The following is a 14,234-nucleotide window of genomic DNA, read 5'->3' as shown; positions in this document are numbered from 1 at the left end:
CAACCGAGCGCATACCCGCAACAACAAAAACAAAACCGGTGCTCAAGCTTCATTTCAGCTCTGCCCTTGTACTCATCGTTTCGCCGCACGCCAGTGGGGCGATGCAGCCCGGTAATCAGGAGGCATCATGTCGTTCTCGTATAAAAAACTAAGCGCTGCACTGGCCCTTTCGTGCGTGTCCATGGCGGCGGTGTCCACGGCACAGGCCGTCGACTTGCCGGCCGTTCCTGCAGCTATCAAAGAGGCAGGCCAGCTGCGAGCTGGCGTGCGTTGCGACCAGCCGCCTTATGGCTATCAAGACAACAAGGGCGACTTTGCCGGCGTCGAAGTAGAGATGGCAAAGCAGGTGTCACTGTGGGCCCTGGGCTCCAAGGACAAGGTCAGCTTTACCTGCGTGACTGCCGAAAACCGAGTGCCGCAACTGCTGGGGCGCAAGGTCGACTTCCTCATCGCCACCCTCGGCGTGACCCCGGAGCGTCAGCGCGTGATCGACTTCACCACGCCCTACCGCTGGGGGGCGAGTGACGTGGTGGTGAAGAAGGACAGCCCGGCACAGAAGATCGCCGACCTCAAGGGCAAGACCCTCGCCACGCTCAAAGGCTCGGTGCAGGCCAAGTGGTTCGAAGACCACATGCCCGACGTGAAAACCCTGCGCATGAACAGCGCCGCCGATGCCCTGCAAGCCTTCCGCCAAGGCCGCGCCGATGCCTACACTCACGACGCCGCAACGCTGGTGGTGGTGGCCGACAACGACAAGGACGCGCGCCTGATCGGCGAACCGTTCCAGATCTCCGACGCGGCCATCGGTGTGCGCAAGAACGAAGAGCAGTGGCGCGACTTCCTCAGCGCGGCGGTGCTGCGCATGCGTGAAGAGCACCTGTACCGCGGCTGGGTAGAGCAGTTCGTACCGAAGAATATCCAGGGCTATTACATCAGTGTGTTCGAGCAGGCCAAACCTGCCGAATCGCTCTGATCGGCCGCGATCATGGATTTCGACATCCATTACTTGATAGCGCAGTGGCCTGCGCTGCTCGACGGCGTGTTGATGACGCTGAAGATCACCGCGCTGGCCATCTTCTTTTCAATGCTGATCGGTGTGCTGGGCGGCGCGGTGCGGGTGATGAAAGTGCCGGTGCTGTCGCAGGCGGTGGTGCTGTACGTGGAGTTGATCCGCAATACGCCGATCCTGGTGCAGTTGTTCTTCATCTTCTACGGTCTGCCGGCCATTGGCTTAGGGTTGTCGCTGTTCTGGTCGGGGGTGGTGTGCCTGTCACTGTGGGCTGGGGCTTATCAGATCGAGAACATCCGCGGCGGCCTGGCCACCGTGGAACGCGGCATGCGCGAGGCGAGCCTGGCACTCAGCCTCAAGCCGGCGCAGTACTTTGCCCTGATCGCCCTGCCGATCGCGTTTCGCACCAGCCTGCCGGCGATGCTCAACACCGCGATCTCGCTGCTGAAGAACTCTTCGTACCTGCAGGCCATCGGCTTGGCCGAATTGACCTTCGTCGCGGTGGACCGCATCGCCACGGACTTTCGCGCCATCGAGATGTTCACGGCCATCTGCGTCATGTACCTGGTGCTGGTCGGCGTGCTCGCGCTGCTGACTGCGCGCCTTTCCGCCCACTTACAACGCCCTTTCCGGCAGTGAGGCGAGCATGAACTTCATCTTCGAAAACTGGAGCTTCGTTTTAAAAGGGTTGTTGATGACCTTGCAACTGGCGCTGGTGGTGCTGTTGTTCACCACGCTGATTTCGGCCGTGCTCGGCGTACTCGCCACGGTCAAGAACCGCGTGCTGTGGTGGACGATTCACGCCTATGTGGAGCTGTTCCGCTCCATTCCGCTGATCGTCAACGTGTTCTTCATCTTCTTCGGCGCGCCGATGTTCGGCGTCGATCTAAGCCCGTTCGCCGCGGTCACCGTCGGCCTGACCTTGTGGGGCAGCGCCAACGGTATCGAGATCGTGCGGGGCGGGTTGGAGTCGGTGTCCCGACACCAGTGGAAAAGCGCCTGGGCCCTGGGCCTGCGCCCATGGCAGATCTACCTGCACGTGATCGTGCCGCAGTCGATGAAAGCCATTCTGCCGGCCTATACCGGGCTGCTGACGATCCTCGTGCAAGCGACGTCGCTGGGCGCCCTGGTCGGCGTAGGCGAATTCCTCAAGGTCGGCCAGATCATCATCGAACGGGAAACCGTCATGACCGGCGTCAGCCCGGCCTTCTCGGTCTACGCCGTGGTGTTGCTGGTGTACTTCGTCATCTGCTCGGCACTGACCTGGCTTAGCCGTTATCTCGAACGTCGTCTGGGTCGCCCGGCGGTACGCACTTCTATTGGAGAGGTTCCAACATGCAAGAATCCAAAGTCAGTCGGCGTCTGAAAGAAAGCACCGCGCCGGAAGTCAACGAGTACATCTATCGCCCGCGCCTGGAAGGCTTCGCCAGCGGTTTCGCCAACCTGGGCAACGTCAACAAGGCACACATCCTGATGCTTGCCGAACAGGGGCTGATTCGCGGCGAACATGCCAGTGCGCTGGCCAAGGGTGTGCTGGACATGGAGCAGGCCGGGGCGGATGCGGTCGAGCTGGATCCGTCCCGCGAAGACGCCTACTTCAACTACGAAGCGCACCTGATCGAGCAGATCGGCGCCGACATCGGCGGGCGCCTGCACACCGGTCGCAGCCGCAACGACATCCTCGCCACACTCGACCGCCTGCGCTGCCGCGAGTTGTTGATGGACCTGATCGATGAACTGGTGACCGTGCGCGCCACGGCCCTGCGCTGCGCCGCGATGTACGCCGAAGTGGTGATGCCCGGCTACACCCACCTGCAGCCGGCGCAACCGATCACCTACGGCTACTATCTGAGCGCGGTGGAACAGGCGCTGGAGCGCGACAGCAAACGCCTGATCCAGACTCTGGAGTCGATGAACCAGTGTCCACTCGGCGCAGCCGCTTTCGCCGGCACGCCGTTCGACATCGACCGCGCACGCACCGCCGAGCTGCTCGGCTTCGACGGCTACCTGGACAACGCGCTGGACGCCATCGGCTCACGCGACTTCCTGCTCGAAAGCCTGTCGCACCTGAGCCACCTGGCGGTGTTCTGGAGCCGCGTCGCGCAGGACTACTTTGTCTGGAGCACCCATGAGTTCAACCTCATCGACTTCCCCGACAGCGTCGCCGCCACCTCCAGCATCATGCCGCAAAAGAAAAACCCCACCGTGCTCGAGTACCTCAAGGGCCGCAGCGGGCACATCGTCGGCCTGCTGATGGGCGCCAGCGTGAGCATCAAGGGCACCAACTTTTCCCACACCGGCGACGGCAACCGCGAAGGCACCCGCGGCTTCTGGGAAGCCGCCGAAGAAACCCTACGCTGCCTGAAACTGCTCGACCTGGTGCTGCGCACCGCAACGCCCAACATCGACCTGGCGGTACGCCGCGCCGGTGAAGACTTCTCCACCGCCACCGGCCTCGCCGACCTGATGGTGCGCGAAGTCGACCTGTCGTTCCGCGAAGCCCACCATGTGGTCGGCGGCGTGGTGCGCATGGCCATGGACCAGGGCCTGCCGGCCAACCAGATCACCACGCAGATGGTCGATGCCTGCGCCCTCGAACAACTCGGCCACGCCCTCAACCTGCCCGAGCAGAAAGTCCGTGATTGCCTCGACCCGGTCAGCAACGTGCAAGGTCGCAGCTCCGCAGGCGGCCCCTCGCTCGGCTCACTCAAGCCAAGCCTGGCACGTGCCAGCGAGCGCCTGAGCGCCGAGCGCATTGCCAACCAGCAGCGCCGCGAGCGACTCAGCGCGGCCGACCTCAACCTGCAAACCCTGACCCGGGCACAGGCGGGCGTATGAGCACGATCCTGACGGTTCGCGACCTGCACAAAAGCTTCGGCGCGCACGAGGTGGTCAAGGGCGTGGACATGGACGTTCGCCAAGGTGAAGTTGTGGTCATCATCGGCCCCAGCGGCTCGGGCAAGTCGACCTTCATCCGCTGCCTGAACAGCCTGGAAGAGCCGACCCTCGGTACCGTGGTAATCGCCAATGGCGACTCGGCCAATGCCGGTGACCGCAAGGCTTTGGCCAGGCTGCGCGAAGAGGTGGGCATGGTGTTTCAGGACTACACCCTGTTCCCGCACATGAGCGTGCTGGCGAACATGATGCTCGCCCCGGTCAAGCTCAAGCGCTCGAGCAAGCAAGAAGCCCAGGCTCACGCCCTCGCCCTGCTCGACCGCGTCGGCCTGCGGCACAAGGCCGAGCATTACCCGGCGGAGCTGTCCGGCGGCCAGCAACAGCGGGTGGCGATCGTGCGGGCCCTGGCGATGAAACCCAAGCTGATGCTGTTCGACGAGCCCACCTCCGCGCTCGATCCGGAGACCGTAGGTGACGTGCTGAACGTGATGAAAGGCCTCGCGGCCGAGGGCATGACCATGATCGTCGTCACTCACGAAATGGGCTTCGCCCGGGAGGTGGCCGACCGCGTGGTGTTCTTCGACGGCGGCAAGATCATCGAAATGGGCCCGCCGGCGGAAATCTTCAGCGCACCGAAGGAGCCTCGCACCCGGCAGTTCCTGGAAAGCGTCCTGCACTGACTTCAACATCCTCTTCCACACCCGGCGTGCCCGCCTCCACCGGGACGGCGCGCCTGTGCTCCGGCAAGGAGTTTCAAATGAGTCAAGCGACCGGCAAAGCCCTGGATCCACTGGGCGCACAGACCATGATCCAGATGGAAAACGTCAACAAATGGTATGGCGAGTTCCAGGTACTGAAGAACATCAACCTCAGCGTACGCCAGGGTGAACGCATCGTGCTGTGCGGCCCATCTGGCTCGGGAAAATCGACGACCATTCGCTGCCTGAACCGCCTCGAAGAACACCAGCAAGGCCGCATCGTCGTCGACGGCACCGAGCTGACCAATGATGCCAAACAGATCGAAACCATCCGCCGCGAAGTCGGCATGGTGTTCCAGCACTTCAACCTGTTCCCGCACCTGACCATCCTGCAGAACTGCACCCTCGCCCCGATGTGGGCGCGCAAGATGCCGCGCAAGGAGGCGGAGGCGGTGGCGATGCATTACCTGCAACGGGTGCGCATTCCCGAACAGGCGCATAAATACCCCGGCCAGCTTTCAGGCGGCCAGCAACAGCGCGTCGCGATTGCCCGGGCGTTGTGCATGAAGCCAAAGATCATGCTGTTTGACGAACCCACCTCGGCGCTGGACCCGGAGATGGTCAAGGAAGTGCTGCAGACCATGGTCGACCTGGCCGAAGACGGCATGACCATGGTGTGCGTGACGCATGAGATGGGCTTTGCCCGGACCGTGGCGCATCGGGTGGTGTTCATGGATCAGGGGGAAATTGTTGAGGAGGCTACGCCCAGGGAGTTCTTCGAGAATCCACAGAATGAGCGCAGTCGATTGTTCTTGAGTCAGGTGCTGCATTGAGTAGGGGTGGCGCGCAGCGTCTGAGTTGGGGCGGATGCGCGTTTGCATGCATGAGACTCCAAGTTTGATGGAGCTGACACACACCGTCGCCAAACGAATGGGTGGCAGCTGTACGCAGGTTGGCGAACCGGGAACTTGGAACCCGGCAGACCCGAAGGTCTCCCACGCACAGCCGCCAGAGCACGAAGCTGCGGACGTAAAAAAAGCGCCTGCAAAGCGTGTGGGGCGCTATTGCGGCAAGTTGTCCGAGTCGCCAAACCCGATCGCGGAATTTGCCGCGACTTGGCTAATCTAGCTGCCCGGAACAATGGGTGGAAATTTCAGGGCTGTGAGAAATTTCTCTATCGTCTAGGGCGAGGGATCGATCCTTATGTGCATCCCACATCAATCTCACTTTTGCTGACTGCTTTCCCGTGCCCGTGGCGAGGCCGGCCTTGACACTGCCTTCTTCGCTCTGGCTGCCGCAGGGCTTTTCCCTCGTTTCGGTCCGGCCACCACGTCAGCGCTGGCCAGAGGCGAATGATGGGCCAGCGGCCGCGCAGACATAACGTTTGGGCGGTTAGCCTTCAACTGGCCGGAATGGTTGTCCACGACCGTTGCAGTGGGCTTATCTCTGGCAGTCATCACCATCCCCATCCGCACGCCAAATAGACGCAGCACGGCCTCCAACGTGCTGAGCTTCGGATTCGACTTGCCGCTCTCCAGTTCGTACAGGCTTTTCGTGGACATCTTGCACATGGTCGCGAAGGTCGCTTGATCAAGCCCGGTGACTTCGAGCCGCAGCCGGCGGATAGATGTCCCAATTGGATCGAGCCCAGCCGCGTTGCGCTGGACGATGTCCTCGACGAGCTGAGCGCGCTCTTCAGGCTGTAGTTTTTTCATCGCAGTCCCCACTCCACGAGTCGCTTATCCAGGTTATTCACAGGTAGAGGGGCTGCATTGCGCATCGATTCAGGCGCATCGATCAGCAGATCGGGCAGCGCCCTGAATTCCTCAGCCGCAATCATCAACCGTTGCAGCAGAACATCGGGATCAGTGTAACCGGCAAGCTCAGCGCAGTTGTCGCTCCACCTGGAAGAGCCCTTGCGCTCCGCCGCCCACTTCGTCGTCCGCGAGATACCTTCTTCATCCAGGATCATTGGCGCGAGGTCATAGATTGGAGCCAAGCGAAACCTCCCACCCTCACGGATGATGGAGGTGTTGCGGCCGTGGTTGTCGGTGTTCCCTAAAATTCGATTCAGCAAATCGCGCCGCACGTACTCGAACACCAGGTCGTCCACCTCATCCTGCTGGCCGTTATCGCTCCATAGCCCCACCAGTCGCTCAACCACTTCGGCGTGTGCCATCGGATGCCCGTAGCCGGTAATGCCGCAGATCGAGTACACCGACTCCAGCGGTATCCGCTCCACCATGCCATCCACTACGCGGCGATCAAATCGTGGCATCCAGAGGCTTGGCTTCACCGCCTCTTCAAGCGCTAAACCATCGGTGGGAACTGTATCAAGGCCGAGTGCAGCAACCGCCTTGTAGTAGTGAAACTCTGTTCGCAGGATGTCTTTGTCGAGCTCGCCGCCTCGATTACGTGCGAACTTGATCAGCCAGTGACGGCACGCCTGGTCATCAGGGAGCATCGCATCAGCGTACAGAGCACCGTCGTGGGCTTGGGTCATGACCAGCTTGGGCGCTTGACCGTTGGCGCCGGTAGCGCCGCCCAATGCAGCGCCGGTTTCGTAGGCGTACTCAAGAAACTCGTTCGTCCTGTCCACGACCTCAGCATGGGCGAAAGCCTCGCTCCGATCCGGCTGAAGGCCTTCCACCGACTCCTTGATGCGCAAATGCCCAATAGGGGCCGGCGTGAAGCTTTTTAGAAGGTACAGCCCCATTTCCATGTCTTCGGGCTTGAGACGCCCGTAGCGGGATTCAAGAGAGTCCCTTGCAGCACCAGAGGGAATGATGTCGTAGAGGAATGCTGGATACCCTTTGACGACGTGGTGGTCCCAGTTCAATGGAAGGTTAACGCTCAGGGCCAGTTCGCAACGATCTTCCATGCGATCAACGTGGTTGATGATGTAGTCGTTGTCGTATGCGACCAGACACCCTCCATCGGCAACACGCTCGGGGTTGTCAACGGTGAGCGTCGCTGCATCGCTCCATGCACCATCGGAGAAGGCCTGGATCGTGAGTCTGAGCGGCATGTTCACACCATTAATCAGCATCTGAATGCTGATTATCATATTGCACAGGGCATAAACCGGCAATACTCTGCTGATTAACAGCCTTAGGGGAGAAAAACCGGCACTGTGATGCCGATTTAGTGTTCACAGCAATTGAGCTTCATAAAGCAAGCGGCGTAGTACTCGCCGCGCTACAGCTGGTGCAACTGAGCGGCTGATTGAACACATCGCGATGAGCTGAAGGCATATCGGCTGGAATCCGTAATCACGTCTTGCCCTCGAAAGGTCAACGGCTTGATAAGATCATGTGACGAAGTGGACAGCCCGGTCTCACGCAAGCGGCCCTAATTCCCTTCCATCAGCCCGAACTCAGTCCTACTCGACCGCTGCCGCGCGTTTGTCCTCTAGCAATTTGCCGCACTGCTCGGCCGCAAGACGGCTGATGATGCGCATCGCTTGATGGATCCCCGCTGTATTGCGGAAGGACAGTTGCGGGTTGTGTTCGCACTCCAGAACATCGTCGTGCTGAACGAGCGCCTCACCGAGAAGCTCGAGGGTCCAGGCGTAGCTTTGGATTGTGGAGAGGCGGTCTTGGTTAGTCATGCGACAACCTGCTTCAACCTTGAGCCGGACAGACCCAACGTGGAAACGCAGCACAACGGCTGAGTGCAAAACACCAGAACAGTGTCATGGCGGGGAACGGATGCGGGGATCCGCAACGGAGTGGTTGTGATCATGCATGGAGTCCTTTTCTGTTAATGCACCACACCAGCCGTCGCCAAACGGTTAGGTGGCAGCTGTACGCGGGTTGGCGAACCGAGGAAAAGGAACCCGGCAGACCCGAAGGTCTCCCACGCACAGCCGCCATTACACGAAACTGCAGACACAAAAAAAGCGCCAGCAATCGTGGTAGGGGCGCCATTGCGCCTTTTCGGTCGAGTCGCCAAACCCGGTCGCGGAATTGGCCGCGACGTTGCTAATCTAGCTGCCCACACCAACGGGTGCAAGTTTCAGAGCTGTGGGAAATTTCTCAATCGTCCATGGCGGATGATGGCAGGCCGACGAGATCGTGGACTTTTAGGCGTACCTCATTACTTAGCTATAAACAAATCAGCTTGTCATGGCTTTGACTGGAGTCGAATCGGAAATTCCTGACTGTTGCTCAGCTGGTGTGTACGAGACCAAGTAAAACACTTAGTGATATTTAAGCGATCCTTTTGCAATCGCAAAGCTTATCAAGGCTTATAATTGCGTTGCATAGTCTTACTAATTTACATGCGGCACGTAACAACTTCGGACTCGCCAAGCCTATCAACAGCCACTTTTATGCACATATGCTCTCTACCACTCTGCCATGGATGCTCTGCTCACATGGGAGTTCCTCCCACCAGGAATGACGCGGCCGGTTCCAAAGATTTTTAGACTTGAGTAGCGCCATTCACTCCGTACAAAGCACTCTTCAATCGGTTACAGATCGATAGCAACAGTAATCGGCATTGGGCTCTCTTCACAAAACACAGAAATAATGGCAATCTGACCCCTCCCATGAAGGGAGAGAACTATTCTATGCATAAGCGTGAACCTAAGATCGAGACTTTAAGCAAATTTTCTGGTGAAAAGTAGATCTAGGACTTAAGAAAAATCTTTAGCATGAAACTGGATTAATTTGCTTCACGCCTCCAAAAAACAAACACAAAACTATTCTAAACAGCTCAACAATAGGAAAAACCACATTGAGAGAGAATGCAACTTTTCGGGATGGAGAACCATTTTTCTCCAATGCGTGCGTTGGCAACAATGGTTCTCCAAATTACTACCATTACGCCAAAGGCTACTCTTCGGCCGCGAACCTGCTAATAGAGCAGACTCTAAAGCCAGAATCTACTTACCCGGTAGACACCTTCGTATATCCAATCTGCTTTAATATGCGCCACTCCATAGAGTTGCGCCTAAAAGGAGCTATTGAAAAGTTAACCAACATCTACGGCCATAGAAAAAACTTACCCTCTTTCAGCTTAGAGGGCTCCCATGACATCGGAAAAATCTGGCAATACTTCAAGCTTAATGCAGTTAGCCTAGACAACAGAATCGAGTTATACACCCGACTTCTCGGCGACACAATTGATGACTTCGCAGAAATTGACCCTACAGGACAAACTTTCCGATACCCCTACAGCACAGACAAATCAAAGCACTTAACTACTCTTAGCTCCATAAACATTAGCATCTTATCAGAAAGATTTAAATTCATAGAGTCTATCCTTGATTCACTGGAGGCTTACATAGATGAACTTGAAACAGAGTGCGCTTGGAAAACTCACACTTCGCGCCTTTCAAGAGCAGATATTTTAGCTATCGCAACGAAGCTCCCTCCAAAGTCCACTTGGGGAAATACAGAATTCAAAAAACTTAAAGAAGAAATAAAGAAAGAATATGGTATAGGAAGCGCTGGTTTCAATGACGCGATCGGAATCATTTCTAAAACCTTCAGAACAAATCGCTCAGGAATACCATCCCCAAAACTAATTCACCTAGAGCATAACGACATAGAGCGCATACTATACCTATGGCAAAAAATAAACAAAGAAAAAGACGACCAAGAAACAAATACAGGAAGTAGCAATCAAGACTTTGAAAGACTACTCAGGAGCGAGGAAAATTTCAGAGTCCACAACGATGAGTTCTCAAAGCTCCTTGACAACCTTGACCGCAAAAAAATAGCCGACCTACTAGCCCTCTTTGAAGCGAGCAGCCAAAATTACCCAGAGGCATATCCATACCTCTTTAACCATTATGAAAGACAACTGCACTCACGATCAGAGCTAACACGTGAGCTTCGAAAAATTCTTCTACGCCGCAACCTCATTGAAAGACTACTTCGCTTCCACTATTTGATCGGGCATCATGAAGCTGCCGACTTACTAATTACCAGCTTCAACCTTAAAAACATTTTTCCCTGGATCAAGGATGCTCAAGCAGAAAAATACATTGCGGTCCCTTGCCAATCAATTCTAGCAGACTGCATAGTAATTTTTGGAAAAGGTTATATCGAAAGTAAATATCCTAACTATCCGGGAACCAAAAGAAACAAGGTCCCAAAATCCACGACCAAAAACTAGAGGGATGTGGAAGCAAAAACCGGCCAGAAGGCCGGTTTTCGAGGATATCCAAAACACTCATCGGAATGCAGTGGTGCCGGGATGTGGTGCCGGAGACAGGAACACAACCAGGACCATACAAACCACGAAACTCAGTGACTCATCGAGTTCACGATTTGGAAAAGGCACTCATAAGAGTACTCACCAGTATGGCTTAACCATACACCCAGGCACATCGGTTCACTGGTTACCGGCAAGGTAATCACCAAGCGTCCATGGCGGGGGACAGCTACAGTCGCCTATGGGGAAAAGCCACAGCGCATTACTCATAGCACCTAGCAGTGGCACTTTGCCCTCAGTGACATGTATTGTCTTCTTGCATCATCAAGCTTTTCGCTATGCAGCCAAGGGGGCAGCCAGTGATCTCAATCGGTGACATTTACAACCAAGACATCAACTTCCTCTTCGGCTCGGGGGCATCATTCGGCCTGCTCCCGACCCTTCAGTTGCAGGTGCAGACCGGTGAGGGTGACTCTCGCTATACACTGGAAGACTTGGCAACCAAGTTCGAGCGAGAGAAAGACCGCCGTCTGATCCCCCTATTCATGCATTACTACGCCAGCTGCATTCGTCCCGCCGAGCAGCTCAGCTTGAAGCATGCCGTAACCGAAGAGCCAGGTGCCACGGTTATCAAGAATTACCGCACGTTCCTGTCTACAGCGCTTGAGATGGTGAAGCGCCGGAAAGCGCTGGACCGTCGCTGCAATATTTTTACGACAAATTACGACGGCTGCTTCCCGCTTGTGGCTGACGAGCTTATCAAGGAAGGCCACATTGACTTCGTGCTGAATGATGGCGCTCGGGGGTTCACGCAGCGCATCCTGCAAGCACGGAATTATGGCTCTTATCTCTGCCAGTCCGGCGTCTTCGGTCGCTACCAGAGCAGTATCCCTCAAGTTAATCTTATCCATTTGCACGGGTCGGTCTACTGGAGCAAGTCGGATGCCGTCATTCAAGTTGGTTACGACCTGTCTGACCGTGAGGGCCTACTAAATGACGATGCGATGGCGTTGCTGCAACCCTTTTCGGAGGCTCTTAACAACCCAGCATCCACGCTTGCCGACGTGCCCGACACAGATTTCTCCGATGCAGCGTTGGAGACGTTCTGGAGGCAGTATGAGCAGATGCCCATTGTCAACCCGACCAAATGGAAATTCCATGAGACTGTCTACGAAGAGCACTACTACCAGATGCTGCGGCTGCTCAGCTATGAGCTGGAAAAACCCAACGCCGTGCTCGTCACCTTCGGGTTCTCATTCGCGGACGAGCACATCCTCAACCTTGTAATGCGCTCCCTTTCTAACCCAGGTCTGCAGGTGTTTGTCTGCTGCTACAGCAAACCCGGCCACATCGCGATGGAAGACAAGTTCAGGGGACACCGTAACGTTAAGTGCCTGATGCTGCAGAATGGAGAGATGAACTTCACGGCATTCAATGAGCAGGTACTGGTTTGGCCTGAGGCTTCAACTCTTAAGCTTGAGGTGCCCACAGCTCTAGCAGTCCTGCCTGCGGCCCTAGAAACTCCGCGTGCAGCCGATGAGTTCGAGGATTTGATATGAGTATCCGCGTTGGCGAGGTCATCGTCGTCCATGGCACCAAATTAGTGTTGAAGATCGACGAACAGTCGAGCAAGGAAACCCTGTTCTATGAGGGCCAGAAATATAGGGGAGTCTCAATCCGAGAATACCTGTCAATCCAACGTGGCTTTCGCGACATCATTTGCATGGTTGAGGGCGAGTTCCTGGACGAGAGCCGCTCTGAGATGCATGACGGACGCCAAACATTTGTTCGGAAGGTGGAGGCTAGGCCGATTGGATTTTTCGACAACTCCGGCTTCACTCAGGGCATCAAATACCTGCCAATGATCCAGGACGCGGCATACCTACTCCCTGAAGAGAAAATTAGATCCATATTCGACCGCAAAGCAAACAGCGATTTCAGAATCGGCTCCATGCTGAAAGAAGAGATCGCGGTCGGGCTACCGTGGAAACGGCTTTTCAACAGCCACATTGGCATCTTCGGCAATACCGGGAGCGGCAAATCAAATACTCTGGCAAAACTATACACCGTTCTTTTCGAGCAGAAGCTGCCTCTAATTGTAGGTAAGAGCCGCTTTATAATATTGGATTTCAATGGTGAGTACGGTGGCGAACAGCTCGCGGCAGAAGGGCATAAGACCGTTTACCAGCTGTCCACGATGACCAACCCAGACCTTACAAACGCCGCTTCCCGCTTCCCACTTGCGTTGCAGGAATTTTGGCAGCTCGAAACTATGTCCTTGCTATTTCAGGCAACGCCTAACACGCAAAGACCTTTCCTTAACCGAGTAATCACAGGTTGGGAACGCTATGGAGCCAACCCTGGATCACTTGCGACCTATGCTAAACGGATGTTCCAAAAATCGTTCTGCGCTGGAGAGGTCAAACCTGCGACTCTGGATTTAATGCGAACCGTCGCGCGACGCATGGGTAACGAGCGACTGGAGGACATGCTGACGAATGTCAGTTGGCACCGAACTGGCGGCCGCTTTACGTACCAAGGAGCGTTCATTGGAACTGATGCCGCTCGATACGCGGCGCTTATCGAGCCAACCGTAGAAACGCTGGAGGTGGAAGGTCTCGATGAGTTCGATCAGCTTGTAATTCGCGTCAATTTACAGTTGATGTCTGATTTGAACGCCGGGTACGTTCAGTTTGAGCATATCCAGCCACTTCTGAAGCGCGTCGAGTCCTCGCTCGCCAGCTTGCGTAAGGTGTTGTCGATTTCAGATGTGCCACCAGATGAGCGCCTACTCACAGTTATCTCTATGCGTCGCTGCAACAATGAAGTCAAAAAGGTTCTGCCGTTGCTTTTCGCCAAGCACTACTACAACAGCCACAAAGTTACGGTCGCTAATCCGCCTAATCGCACCATCCATCTCATCGTCGACGAAGCGCACAACATCCTGTCCGACCAGTCCGCTAGAGAAAGCGAAACCTGGAAGGATTATCGGCTCGAGCAGTTCGAGGAAATCATCAAGGAGGGCCGAAAATTCGGGATGTTCATTACCATCGCCAGCCAGCGCCCTGCAGACATATCGCCCACAATCGTCTCGCAACTACACAATTTCTTCATTCACCGACTGGTAAATGACCGCGACCTTTACTTGGTCGATAACACAATCTCTACGCTAGATGCGCTGTCACGCGGCCTTATCCCAGGGCTCTCACAAGGATGTTGCGTTGTAACTGGAACCGCGTTTGAGCTACCGATGATAATCCAGGTAGACCGACTTCCGAGCAGCAAACAGCCTGCCAGCGAGGATGTCGATCTAGACAAGCTTTGGAGCGATGCACCCGTAGGGGAAGGTTAATCGTCGCCGACGAGTCTCACAGAGCATTTCATCGCTGGCGGCAGGCAACATCGACCGAAGGGCTAGGAGAACCTAACCACTATTTAGCTGCTGATAGAATACATTATCACCCTAA

General features: G+C 56.0%; 12 protein-coding genes. 9 read left to right on the top strand and 3 right to left on the bottom strand.

The features are described 5' to 3' along the window. Window positions 1-127: 127 nt before the first annotated feature. The 6 genes from K3F44_RS23275 to K3F44_RS23250 all read left to right on the top strand — a co-directional run bounded on the left by K3F44_RS23275 (window position 128) and on the right by K3F44_RS23250 (window position 5,435). Complete coding sequence (locus K3F44_RS23275) at window positions 128-973, top strand: transporter substrate-binding domain-containing protein (protein ID WP_220633047.1); 846 nt, start codon at window positions 128-130, stop codon at window positions 971-973. A 12-nt stretch (window positions 974-985) separates the two neighbouring features. Then, window positions 986-1,648, top strand: a complete 663-nt coding sequence (locus K3F44_RS23270) for an amino acid ABC transporter permease (RefSeq protein WP_101316298.1) — start codon at window positions 986-988, stop codon at window positions 1,646-1,648. 7 nt (window positions 1,649-1,655) lie between these two features. Continuing rightward, window positions 1,656-2,375: an amino acid ABC transporter permease gene (locus tag K3F44_RS23265; RefSeq protein WP_150569989.1), complete on the top strand. Its 720-nt coding sequence runs from the start codon at window positions 1,656-1,658 to the stop codon at window positions 2,373-2,375. Next, entirely contained in the window at window positions 2,345-3,847 is a 1,503-nt protein-coding gene (gene argH, locus K3F44_RS23260; RefSeq protein WP_220633046.1) for an argininosuccinate lyase, read from the top strand. Before K3F44_RS23265 ends, argH begins: the two co-directional genes overlap by 31 nt. Continuing rightward, window positions 3,844-4,584 carry an amino acid ABC transporter ATP-binding protein gene (locus K3F44_RS23255; RefSeq protein WP_150572790.1) on the top strand — a complete coding sequence of 247 codons (741 nt, stop codon included), beginning with the start codon at window positions 3,844-3,846 and terminating at the stop codon, window positions 4,582-4,584. The genes argH and K3F44_RS23255 overlap by 4 nt, the downstream gene beginning before the upstream one ends. A gap of 77 nt (window positions 4,585-4,661) precedes the next feature. Continuing rightward, complete coding sequence (locus tag K3F44_RS23250; protein WP_220633045.1) at window positions 4,662-5,435, top strand: amino acid ABC transporter ATP-binding protein; 774 nt, start codon at window positions 4,662-4,664, stop codon at window positions 5,433-5,435. Window positions 5,436-5,825: 390 nt separating this feature from the next. On the opposite strand, the gene K3F44_RS23245 is transcribed toward K3F44_RS23250, so the two are convergent. From K3F44_RS23245 to K3F44_RS23235, 3 genes are all read right to left on the bottom strand, one after another. Further along, window positions 5,826-6,317 carry a helix-turn-helix domain-containing protein gene (locus K3F44_RS23245; protein ID WP_220633044.1) on the bottom strand — a complete coding sequence of 164 codons (492 nt, stop codon included), beginning with the start codon at window positions 6,315-6,317 and terminating at the stop codon, window positions 5,826-5,828. Further along, entirely contained in the window at window positions 6,314-7,669 is a 1,356-nt protein-coding gene (locus K3F44_RS23240) for a type II toxin-antitoxin system HipA family toxin (RefSeq protein WP_220634214.1), read from the bottom strand. Before K3F44_RS23240 ends, K3F44_RS23245 begins: the two co-directional genes overlap by 4 nt. 315 nt (window positions 7,670-7,984) lie before the next feature. Further along, the gene (locus K3F44_RS23235) at window positions 7,985-8,212 is read right to left on the bottom strand and encodes a hypothetical protein (protein WP_220633043.1); all 228 of its coding nucleotides are present in this window, start codon (window positions 8,210-8,212) and stop codon (window positions 7,985-7,987) included. A 1,130-nt stretch (window positions 8,213-9,342) separates the two neighbouring features. Here K3F44_RS23235 and K3F44_RS23230 point away from each other — a divergent pair. The 3 genes from K3F44_RS23230 to K3F44_RS23220 all read left to right on the top strand — a co-directional run bounded on the left by K3F44_RS23230 (window position 9,343) and on the right by K3F44_RS23220 (window position 14,119). Continuing rightward, window positions 9,343-10,728, top strand: a complete 1,386-nt coding sequence (locus tag K3F44_RS23230) for a hypothetical protein (protein ID WP_220633042.1) — start codon at window positions 9,343-9,345, stop codon at window positions 10,726-10,728. Window positions 10,729-11,126: 398 nt separating this feature from the next. Further along, window positions 11,127-12,326: an SIR2 family protein gene (locus tag K3F44_RS23225; protein WP_259407014.1), complete on the top strand. Its 1,200-nt coding sequence runs from the start codon at window positions 11,127-11,129 to the stop codon at window positions 12,324-12,326. Further along, complete coding sequence (locus tag K3F44_RS23220) at window positions 12,323-14,119, top strand: ATP-binding protein (protein WP_220633041.1); 1,797 nt, start codon at window positions 12,323-12,325, stop codon at window positions 14,117-14,119. Before K3F44_RS23225 ends, K3F44_RS23220 begins: the two co-directional genes overlap by 4 nt. The last annotated feature ends 115 nt before the right edge of the window (window positions 14,120-14,234 follow it).

Source organism: Pseudomonas sp. S07E 245, from assembly GCF_019599025.1.
In the GTDB taxonomy this organism is placed as follows: Bacteria; Pseudomonadota; Gammaproteobacteria; order Pseudomonadales; family Pseudomonadaceae; genus Aquipseudomonas; species Aquipseudomonas shirazensis.
Note: the sequence above shows the minus strand (reverse complement) of the source record. Positions and strands in the feature narration are given on the sequence as shown.

Bases quoted from the DNA above. Each gene is read 5' to 3' on its own strand.
- K3F44_RS23275 (WP_220633047.1), top strand. From the start codon at position 128: ATGTCGTTCTCGTATAAAAAACTAAGCGCTGCACTGGCCCTTTCGTGC.
- K3F44_RS23270 (WP_101316298.1), top strand. From the start codon at position 986: ATGGATTTCGACATCCATTACTTGATAGCGCAGTGGCCTGCGCTGCTC.
- K3F44_RS23265 (WP_150569989.1), top strand. From the start codon at position 1,656: ATGAACTTCATCTTCGAAAACTGGAGCTTCGTTTTAAAAGGGTTGTTG.
- argH (WP_220633046.1), top strand. From the start codon at position 2,345: ATGCAAGAATCCAAAGTCAGTCGGCGTCTGAAAGAAAGCACCGCGCCG.
- K3F44_RS23255 (WP_150572790.1), top strand. From the start codon at position 3,844: ATGAGCACGATCCTGACGGTTCGCGACCTGCACAAAAGCTTCGGCGCG.
- K3F44_RS23250 (WP_220633045.1), top strand. From the start codon at position 4,662: ATGAGTCAAGCGACCGGCAAAGCCCTGGATCCACTGGGCGCACAGACC.
- K3F44_RS23245 (WP_220633044.1), bottom strand. From the start codon at position 6,317: ATGAAAAAACTACAGCCTGAAGAGCGCGCTCAGCTCGTCGAGGACATC.
- K3F44_RS23240 (WP_220634214.1), bottom strand. From the start codon at position 7,669: ATGATAATCAGCATTCAGATGCTGATTAATGGTGTGAACATGCCGCTC.
- K3F44_RS23235 (WP_220633043.1), bottom strand. From the start codon at position 8,212: ATGACTAACCAAGACCGCCTCTCCACAATCCAAAGCTACGCCTGGACC.
- K3F44_RS23220 (WP_220633041.1), top strand. From the start codon at position 12,323: ATGAGTATCCGCGTTGGCGAGGTCATCGTCGTCCATGGCACCAAATTA.